The organism is Streptomyces sp. NPDC054872 (genome assembly GCF_053610705.1).
Map to the genome: position 1 here is coordinate 1 of NZ_JBSGYY010000074.1, position 11,293 is coordinate 11,293.

13 protein-coding genes, 1 tRNA gene and 1 pseudogene are annotated in these 11,293 nt (G+C 69.7%); 8 read left to right on the forward strand and 7 right to left on the reverse strand.

Annotated features, from left to right (window positions below; translation table 11 throughout):
* Positions 1-145: 145 nt before the first annotated feature.
* Complete coding sequence (locus ACWGIH_RS42960) at positions 146-1,438, reverse strand: SGNH/GDSL hydrolase family protein (protein WP_453451679.1); 1,293 nt, start codon at positions 1,436-1,438, stop codon at positions 146-148.
* Positions 1,439-1,610: 172 nt separating this feature from the next.
* Between ACWGIH_RS42960 and ACWGIH_RS42965 the strand changes: the two genes are divergently transcribed.
* A complete protein-coding gene (locus ACWGIH_RS42965; RefSeq protein ID WP_453451680.1) occupies positions 1,611-2,522 on the forward strand; it encodes a LysR family transcriptional regulator in 912 nt (303 codons plus the stop codon).
* A 76-nt stretch (positions 2,523-2,598) separates the two neighbouring features.
* Here ACWGIH_RS42965 and ACWGIH_RS42970 read toward each other — a convergent pair whose 3' ends face one another.
* From ACWGIH_RS42970 to ACWGIH_RS42980, 3 genes and pseudogenes are all read right to left on the reverse strand, one after another.
* Positions 2,599-3,894: an ion channel protein gene (locus ACWGIH_RS42970; RefSeq protein ID WP_453451681.1), complete on the reverse strand. Its 1,296-nt coding sequence runs from the start codon at positions 3,892-3,894 to the stop codon at positions 2,599-2,601.
* 175 nt (positions 3,895-4,069) lie between these two features.
* Positions 4,070-4,468: pseudogene (locus tag ACWGIH_RS42975) on the reverse strand (DUF7144 family membrane protein); the annotation flags it as partial.
* Between the two features lie 67 nt (positions 4,469-4,535).
* Positions 4,536-4,988: an ATP-binding protein gene (locus tag ACWGIH_RS42980; RefSeq protein WP_453451682.1), complete on the reverse strand. Its 453-nt coding sequence runs from the start codon at positions 4,986-4,988 to the stop codon at positions 4,536-4,538.
* A gap of 85 nt (positions 4,989-5,073) precedes the next feature.
* Here ACWGIH_RS42980 and ACWGIH_RS42985 point away from each other — a divergent pair, with 85 nt between their 5' ends.
* Positions 5,074-5,922, forward strand: a complete 849-nt coding sequence (locus ACWGIH_RS42985) for a helix-turn-helix domain-containing protein (RefSeq protein ID WP_453451683.1) — start codon at positions 5,074-5,076, stop codon at positions 5,920-5,922.
* On the forward strand, positions 5,882-6,172 hold the full coding sequence (locus tag ACWGIH_RS42990) for a DUF397 domain-containing protein (protein WP_453451684.1): 291 nt from the start codon (positions 5,882-5,884) through the stop codon (positions 6,170-6,172). Before ACWGIH_RS42985 ends, ACWGIH_RS42990 begins: the two co-directional genes overlap by 41 nt.
* A 61-nt stretch (positions 6,173-6,233) precedes the next feature.
* Here ACWGIH_RS42990 and ACWGIH_RS42995 read toward each other — a convergent pair whose 3' ends face one another.
* Positions 6,234-7,196, reverse strand: a complete 963-nt coding sequence (locus ACWGIH_RS42995; protein WP_453451685.1) for an SGNH/GDSL hydrolase family protein — start codon at positions 7,194-7,196, stop codon at positions 6,234-6,236.
* A 189-nt stretch (positions 7,197-7,385) separates the two neighbouring features.
* Between ACWGIH_RS42995 and ACWGIH_RS43000 the strand changes: the two genes are divergently transcribed.
* A complete protein-coding gene (locus ACWGIH_RS43000; RefSeq protein WP_453451691.1) occupies positions 7,386-7,769 on the forward strand; it encodes a nuclear transport factor 2 family protein in 384 nt (127 codons plus the stop codon).
* A gap of 51 nt (positions 7,770-7,820) precedes the next feature.
* Here ACWGIH_RS43000 and ACWGIH_RS43005 read toward each other — a convergent pair whose 3' ends face one another.
* On the reverse strand, positions 7,821-8,186 hold the full coding sequence (locus tag ACWGIH_RS43005; protein ID WP_453451686.1) for a PH domain-containing protein: 366 nt from the start codon (positions 8,184-8,186) through the stop codon (positions 7,821-7,823).
* 139 nt (positions 8,187-8,325) lie between these two features.
* On the opposite strand from ACWGIH_RS43005, the gene ACWGIH_RS43010 reads away from it, so the two are divergent.
* Together ACWGIH_RS43010 and ACWGIH_RS43015 are read left to right on the forward strand one after the other, a co-directional pair.
* A complete protein-coding gene (locus ACWGIH_RS43010; RefSeq protein WP_453451687.1) occupies positions 8,326-8,799 on the forward strand; it encodes a carboxymuconolactone decarboxylase family protein in 474 nt (157 codons plus the stop codon).
* 60 nt (positions 8,800-8,859) lie between these two features.
* Positions 8,860-9,537, forward strand: a complete 678-nt coding sequence (locus ACWGIH_RS43015; RefSeq protein ID WP_453451688.1) for a TetR/AcrR family transcriptional regulator — start codon at positions 8,860-8,862, stop codon at positions 9,535-9,537.
* A 36-nt stretch (positions 9,538-9,573) separates the two neighbouring features.
* On the opposite strand, the gene ACWGIH_RS43020 is transcribed toward ACWGIH_RS43015, so the two are convergent.
* A tRNA-Gly gene (locus tag ACWGIH_RS43020) sits at positions 9,574-9,647 on the reverse strand.
* A 516-nt stretch (positions 9,648-10,163) separates the two neighbouring features.
* On the opposite strand from ACWGIH_RS43020, the gene dcd reads away from it, so the two are divergent.
* Positions 10,164-10,739: a dCTP deaminase gene (dcd, locus tag ACWGIH_RS43025; RefSeq protein ID WP_453451689.1), complete on the forward strand. Its 576-nt coding sequence runs from the start codon at positions 10,164-10,166 to the stop codon at positions 10,737-10,739.
* 8 nt (positions 10,740-10,747) lie between these two features.
* Positions 10,748-11,245: a phosphoribosyltransferase gene (locus tag ACWGIH_RS43030; protein ID WP_453451690.1), complete on the forward strand. Its 498-nt coding sequence runs from the start codon at positions 10,748-10,750 to the stop codon at positions 11,243-11,245.
* The last annotated feature ends 48 nt before the right edge of the window (positions 11,246-11,293 follow it).

The following is an 11,293-nucleotide window of genomic DNA, read 5'->3' on the forward strand; positions in this document are numbered from 1 at the left end:
GGCTGAGATTTCCCCGAGCCGGGGAAATCTCCAGCCCGTCCGGCGTTTGAGGACGAACTCGGCGAAGCCGGTGATGACGCCCACCAGGGCCCAGGGGGCAGGCCCTCGCGCCGAGCGAGTTTTCGGGAAGGGGCGGGGTCGGGGACTAAAGCGCTTCGAGGTCCACCGCGCGGGCCATGGCCGCATACCCCGCGTCATTCGGGTGCAGGTGATCCCCGCTGTCGAACCGCGGAGCAATCCGCTCCCCGTCCGCCGGATCAGCCAGCGCCCGGTCGAAGTCCACGACCGCGTCGTACTCCCCAGAAGTCCGCACCCACTCGTTGAACTCGTCGCTCACCTTCGCGGCCCGCTCCCCGTAATGATCCGAGCCCCCCAGCGGCAGCAAGGTGGCCCCCACCACCTTCACTCCCTTGGCCTTCGCCGCCCGGATCAACTTCCGGTGCCCCGCGATGAGTTCATCGGCGCTGACCTCCGGAGCAGGCTTGTACGTGGGCGTGTCGCTCTCGCTGAACCCGATGTCGTTCAGGCCCTCGAGGACGACCACGGTGCCGACCCCCGGCAGGTCCAGCGCGTCCCGCCCGAAGCGGGCCGTGCCCCGCTCCCCGTACCAGGCCGAGTCGTTGAGGACGAGGTTGCCGCCGATGCCCGCGTTCAGGACGGGCCGTGGCGTGCCCGCCTTGGCGAGCCGCTCGGCCAGGGCGTCGGACCAGCGGCGGTTGAGGTCGGTGGAGGAGGCGAACCCGTCGGTGGTGGAGTCGCCGAAGAGGACGATGCCGTTCCCGCCGCGCCGCGCACGGTCACCGGCCACGCCCACGTCCACGCCCGACAGGAAGTACCAGGACTCCGTCGACTCGTCGAACGCCTCCGCCCCGGCCTCCCCGAGCCGATCCCCCTCCGCCCGGTAACTCGTCGCGAACGACTGCGCGTGGAACGTCGCGGGCCCCGTCGTACGGGCCAGGTGCAGGGTCACGGTCACCGACTCGAAGGGCTTCAGCCGCAACCCCGCCGCGTCACTGGAGAGTTGACCGTGCGCCGGGATCGCGACCGACCGCCTCCCCTCGAACGTGAGGCGCCGCACCGACCCTTCCTCGACCGCAGCCCCCTTCTTCGTCCGCGCGATGGTCGCCCCCGCGATGTGCAGCGGTGACGTGCCGTACGCGTTGGAGAGCCGGATGCGCGCTCTGTCGCCGCCCTCGGTGACGCGGACGACCTGGCGCAGGGTCTGGCCGGAGAAGCCGTCCTCCGACCAGTTGGGCTTGAAGCCGGTGCTCGCGCGCTGCGGCGACGCGGCCCAGGCAGCGGTCCAGGCGGGCCCGGAAGACCCGGGGCCGGGCTTCGGGCCCGAGGCGTGAGCCCCCGTGACGGTGAGGCCGAGGCCGGCCGTCAGGGCGAGCGCGGCGGTGGCGGCGACAACGGAAGCACGAGTACGCGAAAGCATCTGAATCCCCAGGTGGTTGAGAGGGTGTGAGGCGTCCGTCGACCGGACTCCTTCACTCTTCGCCCCCGCCACCCCCCGATCAACGGCGATCCGTGAAACGATCGGCACGCTCAGGCTTATAGATGCAGGTCAGACCGGGATGTCGGCACGGGCGGGCGGGGTGGGGCACGGCATGGAACGGCAAGAACTCGAAACCTTTCTGACGCTCGCCGAGGAACTCCACTTCGGTCGCACCGCCGACCGCCTCCTCCTCTCCCAGGCCCGCGTCAGCCAGACCGTCAAGAAGCTGGAGCGCAAGATCGGCGCCCCGCTCTTCGAGCGCACCAGCCGCAAGGTCGAGATGTCCCCGCTGGGACGGCAGTTGTACGAGGACCTGGCGCCCCTGCACCTGCGGATGGAGGCCGCGGTGGCCCGCGCCAAGGACGTGGCGCGTGGCGTCGAGGGCGAACTGACCGTCGCCTTCCTCGGGTCGGGCGCGGGCTCGCTGACCTCGGCGATCCTTCAGACGTTCCGCGAGCGCTGCCCGCGCTGTGATGTGCGGATGCGGGAGACGCAGTACGGAGACCCGCTCGGCGCGCTGCGCGGCGGTGACGCCGACGTGCTGTTCACCTGCCTGCCCGTCGAGGAGCCGGACCTCACGGTCGGGCCCGTCGTCATCAACGAACCCCGCAGGCTCGCCGTGCCGCTCGGCCACCGCTTCGCCGGGCGCGACAGCGTCTCCCTCGAAGAGTGCGCGGGCGAGACCTTCTTCGGTGTCGTGAACGGCGCGCCCGCCTACTGGTGGGACTTCCACATCCCGCCCCGCACCCCCAGCGGCCTCGCGATCCGCCGCGGCCCGTCCGTCGCCGGCTTCCAGGAGCTGATGACGCTTGTGGCCACCGGGCAGGGGGTGTCGCCGGTCGTCGCCTCCGTGGAGAAGTACTACGCGCGGCCGGACATCGTCTTCGTGCCCCTGGACGACGTCGCGTCCGCCGACGTCGCGCTGATCTGGCGTACGGCCACCGCGGGCACCCCGCGCATCGACGCGTTCGTCCGCGCGGTGCGTGACGCCGTCGCGGCGAACGGAGGACCGGCGCCGTTCTGACGGCGGACGGCGGGCGGCTGACGGCGGACGGCTGACGGCCCCCGGGTCATCTGCCCGGCCCGGCCCGGCGCGGGGCTCAACCCACCGGCTGCGCGCGGTCCTCCTCCGGCTCCTCGATCAGCATGTCCGGGCGTCCCGTCACCAGCAGCCAGGCGGGCAGGGCCGCGACGCACAGGATCGGCAGCACGGCGAGGTCCATCACCACGACACCCGCCGTGAACAGACTCAGCCAGCCCTGCCGTGTCGTGGCGAGCAGCACCCCGAGGACGGCGCAGGTGATCGCGAGGGCGGGCGGCACCGCGTCGACGAGCGCGTGCGCGAACATGCCGAGCGCCACGCCCACGAAGACCGCGGGAAAGATCCGCCCGCCCCGGAAGCCGCAGGTCGCGGCCACGCAGAGCGCGAGAAGCTTGACCAGGGCGAGCAGCAGCAGATTGCCCGCGTCGTGGGCGGAGGCGTCCGCGGTCAGCTCCTTCATCTCCTCCAGGCCCTTGAAGAGGGTCAGATGCCCGCCGAGCGCGCCCAGGGCGCCGAGCACGAGACCGCCCACCGTCAGCATCAGCACGGGATGCCCGAGCTGGCGGAAGGCGCGGTGGAGGTAGGGGAAGGCGTACACCGCGCACAGTCCGACGGCCGCCGCCGCGGTGCTGATGATCATCGCGTAGAGGATGTCGCCCCAGTGCGGCCCGTCGTACGGCGCGACGTCGATCTGGAACGTGGGGTGCGCGATGAGCACGGTGGTCAGCGCCCCCGCGCCCGCCGCGACCAGCGGCGCGAACAGCCGGTCCCACAGGGGGCGCGGGTCGTTGCCGATGACGATCTCGGAGAGGATGAGCGCCGCGGCGACCGGCGTGCCGAAGAGGGCGCCGATCGTCCCCGCGGCGGCGAGCATGATCCAGTCCGTCGCCCGGGTACGGGGCATGGCCGCCATGCCGAGCGTGTAGGCGAGGGCGATGTTGATCGCCGTGATCGGGTTCTCCGGGCCGAGGCTGACCCCGCCCGCGAGCCCCACGATGACGGCGAGCGCGATGCCGGGCAGCACCCGGAGCGGCAGCGGCGGATCGACCAGGCCGAGCGTCGCCGGGTCGGGCCCCGCATGCCCCGGGACCTTCCACACGATCAGCCCGACGACCAGCCCCGCCGCGGTGAGCACGGCGACGATCCACCCCGCCGACGTACCGGACACCCCCACCGCGTCCGGCAGCACGTCCCACAGCAGATCCTGCAACCGCTCGGCGATGAAGCTGAGCAGCAGCAGGACCAGGCTGGACCCCACACCGACGAGCAGGGCGGGCAGGACGATCGGCAGCAGGGCGCGGGCCTGCGGCGTCCAGAGGGAGGGCCCCTGGCCGGACGTGGTCGTGTCGGTCATGGGCCCTCCGGGTCAGTCCGCGCCTCGCTGTCGGTCAGGTGGTGGGAGGCGGGGTGCGGCCGGAGCCGGGGGGACCGGCACCGGCGGAGCCCTCGGCGAACGGGCCGGGGCCGCTGGAGGTCTTGCGGGGCTCCCAGCCGCCCGGCGCCCCCGGGCCGCCATGGCGGTCGTCACGGTCCGAGTGGTCCGTGCACAGCGCCCAGATGACGAAGACACCGATGGCGATCGCGATCAGCGCCCAGATCGGCTGGTACGGCAGCCACATGAAGTGCAGGACGACATAGAGCGAGGCGAGTCCGACACCGACTGCCTTGGCCCAGGTCGCGCCCTTGAGGATTCCGTAGCCGGCGATCACGACCAGGATGCCGAGGATCAGATGGATCCAGCCCCACGTGGTCAGGTTGAACTTGTAGACGTAGTCGCCGATGCGTGCGTAGACGTCGTCCTTGGCGATGCCCGCGATGCCTTCGAGGATGCCGAGGATGCCGCTGACCAGCATCAGGACACCCGCGAACATCGTGCCGCCCGACGCCCAGGGGCTCGTGGCCCGGGGGTTGCTCGCTCCGCTGCTCATGGGCACCCTTTCTTCGTCGATCAGGAATTCACAGCGTGTGACAGCGCTACGGGCCTCGCGAGCGGGCTTAGGCCGAACGGGTGGGCCCCGGCTCCGTGCTCTCGCCCTTGGCGTCGCACTCGAACCAGGCCGTCTTGCCGCTGCCGTCCGCCCGCGGCTCGTGGCCCCAGCGGTCGGTGACGGCCGCGACGATGAGCAGCCCCCGTCCGCCCTCTGCCAACTCCTCGCCCGCGCTCTGTTCGGGCAGCCGGGGACACCGGTCCGCGACCTCGACCCGCAGGCCCCGCGGGCGGCGCAGGATGAGGAGCTCGCAGTGCCGGTCCGGTACGTGGCGTACGACGTTGGTGACGAGTTCGGTGAGGGCCAGCTCGGCGCAGTCGCGCAACTCGCCCATGCCCCAACTCCCCAGATAGGCCCGCAGGATGAACCGCAGATGCCGTGCGGAGTGCTCACCGAGCGTGAGGCTCATCCGGTACGTCCCGCGAACGGGCAGGGGCGGCGGGGGAGTTACGTGATTCATGTCACCAGCGTGGAGTCGGCTGGTTACGCTGGGCTACGAGTTGAACTGAACGCCGCGAGGCGTTGGTTATGGGGGTGCCCCACGCATGGTCAACATCCGCGACCTCGACCCCAGCGCGTCGCCGCTGGACTACTACGGCTCGGAACTGCGGCGCCTGCGGGAAGCGGCGGGGCTGAAACAGGGACAGCTGGGGAGCTGCATCTTCTGTACGGGCTCACTCGTGGGCCAGATCGAGACAGCCAAGAAGGTGCCGACGAGGGATTTCTCCGAGCGGGTGGATGCGGCGCTGGGGACTGACGGGGTGTTTTCGCGGTTGGTGGGGCTGGTGCTGAAGAGCCAGCTGCCGACGTGGTTTCAGCCGTTTGCGGAGATGGAGGCGAAGGCGACCCATCTCTCCACGTACCAGGCCCAGCTGGTCTACGGGCTACTGCAAACCGAGGAGTACGCACGGGCCGTTCTGGCATCTGGCATGCCGAGCCAGCTTGAAGACTTGGTCGCCGCGCGAATGGAGCGTCAGCGAATCTTGGACCGTGAACACCCGCCGTTGTCGATCGTGATCCTCGACGAGGCTGTGCTGCACCGACCCATCGGCGGCTTCGGCGTCATGCGAAACCAACTCGCCCACCTGTTGGATGTTGCCAACAGGCGCTGGGTCGGCTTGCAGGTGTTGCCGTACTCAGCAGGTGAACACGCTGGCCTAGTAGGGTCGTTCACCGCACTGCGCTTCGTCCATGAGCCGGATCTCGTCTACACCGAGGACCTCATCTCCGGCCACACAACCGCTCACCCGGAAACCGTCCGCGAAGCCGCACGCCGTTACGCTAACTTGCAGGCCGCCGCCCTCTCGGAGGGAGATTCGGCGGAGCTGATCAGCCGCGTGATGGAGGAAAGTTATGGCGACCAGTCAGGACCTGCCCAGCGTGCAGTGGCGTAAGTCGTCGTACAGCGGCAACACCGGCGGCGAATGCATCGAATGCGCCCCCCTCAACGGCGCCGCATGGCGTAAGTCGACGTACAGCGGCAACACAGGCGGCGACTGCATCGAATTCGCCCAAGCCCAATGCAACGAAACCGTCGCCATACGCGACAGCAAGAACCCCGAAGGCCCCGTCTTCACCCTCTCCCCCGGTGCCTTCGCGCACTTCGTGCGGGCCGCAGCGGACGGAGAGCTGACCGCGCCCTAAAGGGGCGCGGGGAACGGCGCGACAAGCCACGACGCACCCGCAGCGGAAAGCTACCGGGACGCTACCCCCCAGCCCCCACCGCCCGGGTGATCTCCGCGGCCATGCGGCGGATACCCGGTGAACGGGCGGGGCAGGGCCGGGACTTGGGCGTGGTCGGTGCCAAGCAGAAGTGCAGGTAGTCGTCACCGCGGTGCAAGGCCGTGCGGCCAGAATCCGTGCAGTAGGCCGGGTGGGACCTCTCGTACGCGGTGCACGGAAGCTTCTCCACCCAGGTGTAGCGATCCGCGGCGGGGGCGACAGTACGGCCCGCGTCGGCTACGACATCACCCGAGGCCTTGGCCTGCGCCGCGTAGATCTGGTTGACGCGCCGCACGCGATCGGGCGTGATCGGGTCGGGCCCCTGAAGGACCCACACGATCCGGGGCCGATCGGCCCCGGAACCACCCGCTCCGTGGATCTGCGCGGCCAGCGCCCTCGCATCGGCGGCGTACCGGTCGAAGTACTTCTGTCGCGCCTTGTCGTACGTGATGCCGTCCATGCAGGGCGTGTAGCCCCACGCGTTGCCCCAGAACTGGAGCACCACGTAGTCGGGCCGCTGCTCGCGGACCAGCGCGGCGGCCTTGTCCTTGTCGGGGACGAGGGAGTCGTCGCCGGAGCCGTCGAGGTAGTCGCAGAGGGTGGTGCCGGAGTAGGGCGCACTGCGGTAGCGCGCGCCGAGGTCGGCGCGGAGCAACTCGCCGAGGACGTTCTGGTTCTCCATGGCGAGGGAGTCGCCGAGGTAGAGCACCTTCGGGGCGCCCGCGCGCCGTGGCTTCTTCGCGGCGCGCTGCCGGGTGGTGGACGAGGGCGGCGAGGAGGGCCGCGAGGCGGACGGCTCGGCGGCGGGCTCGCTCCGCCCGGCGTCGGAGCTCCGCACGGCGGGCGGCTCCGGAGCGTCGGCGGACGCACCCCCGGAGCCGGGGTCACCGCACGCGCCGAGAAGCAGCACAGCGGCCAGCACCGCACCGACCCACGGCTTGCGCATACGCCAACTCCCGTCCAGGCAACCGAAACAGCTCCTTAGGCAAGCACAGTCGCCCGCGCGTGAGAAGGCGGCGTGCGGCGCTCCTGGCCCGGCATTACCCCTGACGTAATCGACCCGATCCGGGCCGCACGGCAAGCTCAGGGCATCGAAGGAACGACCTGGATGACCGAGCCGCAGGAGGCACCCGCCATGTCCGCACACGACACTTCCGCGTACGAGACCGCTGTCGCCCGCTACTTCGAGGCCTGGAACGCGCAGGGCGCCGATGACCTGGCCAAAGCCGTCGCGGCGGCCTGGAGCGAGGACGGCAGCTACACGGACCCGCTGGCCGACGTCGCCGGGCACGAGTCCCTCGCCGCGGTGATCACGGGGGCCCATGAGCAGTTCCCCGGCTTCGAGTTCCGCCGGACGGGGCCGGTCGACGGCCACCACCACATCGCACGATTCGGCTGGGAACTGGTGTCGGCCGCCGACGGCTCCGCGCCTGTCGCCGGTTTCGACGTCATCACGCTCGCCGACGACGGCCGCATCCGCACCGTGCACGGCTTCCTGGACCGGGTGCCCACGGCCTGAGGCCGGGCGGGCTCGCCCTACGAACCACGGAGGTTCGTAGGGCGACGGGCGTCAGCGCGCCACGTACTGCGTGAGGATCGCCTGCACCTCGTAGATGTCGACGCCCTTGGTGAAGGTCTTCTGGATGGGCGCGGGGGAGCCGGAGATCCAGATCTTCAGCTCGGCGTCGAGGTCGAAGTGCCCGGCGGTCTCCACCGCGAAGTGCGTGATGCTGCGGTAGGGGACCGAGTGGTACTCGACCTTCTTGCCGGTTATCCCCTGCTTGTCGACGACGAGGAGGCGGCGGTCGGTGAAGAGCATGGTGTCGCGGATCAGCAGGAACGCGGCCTGGACCTGCTCGCCGTGGCCGAGCAGACGCGCGTAGTCCTGCTGCGCGGTCATCGGATCGATCGTGTGCGCGTTTCCGAACAGTGCCATGAGAAAACCCCCCATTTAGTTGAACTCACAGGAAAACCCGACTGTAACGCGCACCTCACCGGTAAGGGGCCGCTGTCACATCTTGCCGAGCGCATCCGTCGTAGGGGTGGAAGCATCAGGACCGGCATAGGAGATCACCATGGAAGCTCGTCTGAACCTGTTCGGCAGCCCGCTCGCGGGCAAGGTCCTCAAGCACATCAACGCGGCGGGCAAGGTCGTGGCCGACTCGGCGCTGCCCCCGGCGACACAGGAACTGGTGAAGATCCGCGCGAGCCAGATCAACGGCTGCGGATTCTGTACCGACATGCACACGAAGGACGCCACGCACGCGGGCGAGACCGCCACGCGCCTCAACCTCGTCGCCGCCTGGCGCGAGGCCAAGGTGTTCACGGACGCCGAGCGCGCCGCCCTGGAGCTCACCGAGCAGGGCACCCGTATCGCCGACGCGGCGGGCGGGGTCACGGACGAGGCCTGGGCGAACGCCGCCAAGCACTACGACGAGACCCAGCTGGCGGCCCTCGTGTCACTCATCGCCCTGATCAACGTCTACAACCGGGTGAACGTGATGGTCCAGCAGCCGGCGGGGGACTACCAGCCGGGCCAGTTCGGCTGACATCGCCCACCGATAGCATCCCTGCCGGGGAGTGGTCCCCGTTGGGCAGGGAGAGTGACGATGACCGGCGGCTCACACCGTGCGACGCCCCCACGGCGACGCGATGCGCGACGCAACTGGGATCTCCTGGTGGGGGCGGCGCGCGAGGTCTTCGCGGAGCAGGGTCTTGAGGCTCCGCTGGACGTGATCGCCCGCCGGGCCGGTGTGGGGAACGCGACGCTGTACCGGAACTTTCCCACCCGCGCCGCCCTCGTCGACGCCGTCTTCCGCGACGTCCTGACGGGGACGATGGCCGCCGGGGAGCGGGCGCGGGAGGCGCCGGACGCGTGGGCGGCGCTGAACGAATACCTCCGGGCTGTCTTCGTGACGCTGGCCGCGGACCGCGGCACCAACGACCTCATGACCACGCACCTGGAGGGCGTCGAGGCGCTGCAGGCCGTGCACGCCCACAACCGCGAGACGATGGACGTCCTGCTCGGCCGGGGGCGCGAGCAGGGCACGGTCCGGGCGGACGCCACCACCGAGGACGTCCTGTTCGCGCTGGCGGCCCTGGGCCGCGCCATCCCGGCCCTCACGGCGGCGACCACCCCCAACTCCTGGCACCGCCCCCTGACCCTGCTCCTGGACGGCCTGCGCGCCACACCGGCCGCGCCCCGACTGCCCGAGGCGGCCCTGACCGCCGAGCAACTCGGCGCGGTCCTTCAGGAACTGGGCGCACAAAAAGGCCCAGGTCGCTGACCTGGGCCTCAACTGCTTCAACAACTGTTTCAACTGTGGAGCGGGTGACGAGAATCGAACTCGCACTCTCAGCTTGGGAAGCTGATGTTCTACCACTAAACTACACCCGCGAAAGACGCCGTCTGTGGCGGTGTCGTAACGTCGCACACTCTACCTCATCCCAGGCCCCGGGCGCTTTTGCCGCGGGGCCTGCGTGCTGTCCGGGGCGTGGATGGCGCTGCGGGGCGCGGGAGTTGGGGCGTACCGTGAGTGGCCGGAGTGCCGCCTGGAGGGGCGCCCTATTCGTCCCGTAATGTGGCCTTTCGTCGCCGTCTCGCTCGCGAGCGGAGCACGGCGAGCTACGAGCTCAACCACGGCTTTGGGGAAGGGACTCAAGGACTTGATGGACCACACCGTCGTCCGATGTGCCGAAGGGCACGTGTTCAGCACTGCTTCGTTCCCGATGCAGAAGGCCGACCGGCTCGGACCCGGCCGGCTCATCCGCTGCCCACGATGCGCCCGATTGCGGCATGCCGTGCCCGTCGCGACGCAGAAGCGGTAGCGAGGGCGCGGGGGAGAACGGAGAACGACAGCGCGCGGGACCGTCCGATTGGGGCGGGCCCGCGCGCTCTGCGTATCCTCGGTGCGTGCTTCTCTCAGACAAGGACATCCGGGCCGAGATCGACGCCGGACGAGTACGGATCGATCCGTACGACGAATCCATGGTGCAGCCCTCAAGCATCGACGTGCGGCTCGACCGCTACTTCCGGGTGTTCGAGAACCACCGCTACCCCCACATCGACCCCTCCGTGGAGCAGGCCGACCTGACGCGGCTCGTGGAGCCCGAGGGCGACGAGCCGTTCATCCTGCACCCCGGCGAGTTCGTGCTGGCCTCGACGTACGAGATCATCAGCCTGCCCGACGACCTCGCGAGCAGGCTGGAGGGTAAGTCCAGCCTGGGACGGCTCGGTCTTGTGACACATTCCACGGCCGGCTTCATCGACCCCGGCTTCTCCGGGCACGTGACGCTCGAGCTCTCCAACCTCGCGACACTGCCCATCAAGCTCTGGCCCGGCATGAAGATCGGGCAGCTCTGCCTGTTCCGCATGACCTCGCCCTCCGAGGCGCCTTACGGCTCTGAGCGGTACGGATCGCGTTACCAGGGACAGCGAGGCCCCACCGCCTCCCGTTCCTTCCTCAATTTCCATCGGACACAGGTGTGACATCCAGCATGAGTGACGTGCGCGAGAACCTTACGTACGAGAAGTTCGGCGACGCGGTGCGTGAGCTCGCGCAGACCATCGCCGACGACGGGTACGAGCCCGACATCATCATCTCCATCGCCCGCGGTGGCGTCTTCGTCGCGGGCGGGCTCGCGTACGCGCTCGACTGCAAGAACATCCACCTGGTCAACGTGGAGTTCTACACGGGTGTCGGGACGACCCTGGAAATGCCCGTCATGCTGGCGCCCGTGCCGAACGCGATCGACTTCACCGACAAGAAGGTGCTCATCGCGGACGACGTCGCCGACACCGGCAAGACGCTGAAGCTCGTGCACGACTTCTGCCTCGACCACGTGGCGGAGGTGCGGTCCGCCGTCATCTACGAGAAGTCGCAGTCGCTCGTGAAGTGCGAGTACGTCTGGAAGCGCACCGACGACTGGATCAACTTCCCGTGGAGTGTCGAGGAACCCGTCGTGAAGCGCGCCGGTCAGGTTCTCGACGCCTGAGCGGGCGTGAGCAGGAAGAGCGGCGGGGCCCGGCGGATTGTCCGCCGG

What these genes read in the sequence shown, in the direction of transcription:
- ACWGIH_RS42985 (WP_453451683.1), top strand. Translation starts at nt 5,074, where the DNA reads ATGGTCAACATCCGCGACCTCGACCCCAGCGCGTCGCCGCTGGACTAC.
- ACWGIH_RS42990 (WP_453451684.1), top strand. Translation starts at nt 5,882, where the DNA reads ATGGCGACCAGTCAGGACCTGCCCAGCGTGCAGTGGCGTAAGTCGTCG.
- ACWGIH_RS42980 (WP_453451682.1), bottom strand. Translation starts at nt 4,988, where the DNA reads ATGAATCACGTAACTCCCCCGCCGCCCCTGCCCGTTCGCGGGACGTAC.
- ACWGIH_RS43015 (WP_453451688.1), top strand. Translation starts at nt 8,860, where the DNA reads ATGACCGGCGGCTCACACCGTGCGACGCCCCCACGGCGACGCGATGCG.
- ACWGIH_RS43030 (WP_453451690.1), top strand. Translation starts at nt 10,748, where the DNA reads ATGAGTGACGTGCGCGAGAACCTTACGTACGAGAAGTTCGGCGACGCG.
- ACWGIH_RS42995 (WP_453451685.1), bottom strand. Translation starts at nt 7,196, where the DNA reads ATGCGCAAGCCGTGGGTCGGTGCGGTGCTGGCCGCTGTGCTGCTTCTC.
- ACWGIH_RS42970 (WP_453451681.1), bottom strand. Translation starts at nt 3,894, where the DNA reads ATGACCGACACGACCACGTCCGGCCAGGGGCCCTCCCTCTGGACGCCG.
- ACWGIH_RS43000 (WP_453451691.1), top strand. Translation starts at nt 7,386, where the DNA reads ATGTCCGCACACGACACTTCCGCGTACGAGACCGCTGTCGCCCGCTAC.
- ACWGIH_RS43005 (WP_453451686.1), bottom strand. Translation starts at nt 8,186, where the DNA reads ATGGCACTGTTCGGAAACGCGCACACGATCGATCCGATGACCGCGCAG.
- ACWGIH_RS43010 (WP_453451687.1), top strand. Translation starts at nt 8,326, where the DNA reads ATGGAAGCTCGTCTGAACCTGTTCGGCAGCCCGCTCGCGGGCAAGGTC.
- ACWGIH_RS42965 (WP_453451680.1), top strand. Translation starts at nt 1,611, where the DNA reads ATGGAACGGCAAGAACTCGAAACCTTTCTGACGCTCGCCGAGGAACTC.
- ACWGIH_RS42960 (WP_453451679.1), bottom strand. Translation starts at nt 1,438, where the DNA reads ATGCTTTCGCGTACTCGTGCTTCCGTTGTCGCCGCCACCGCCGCGCTC.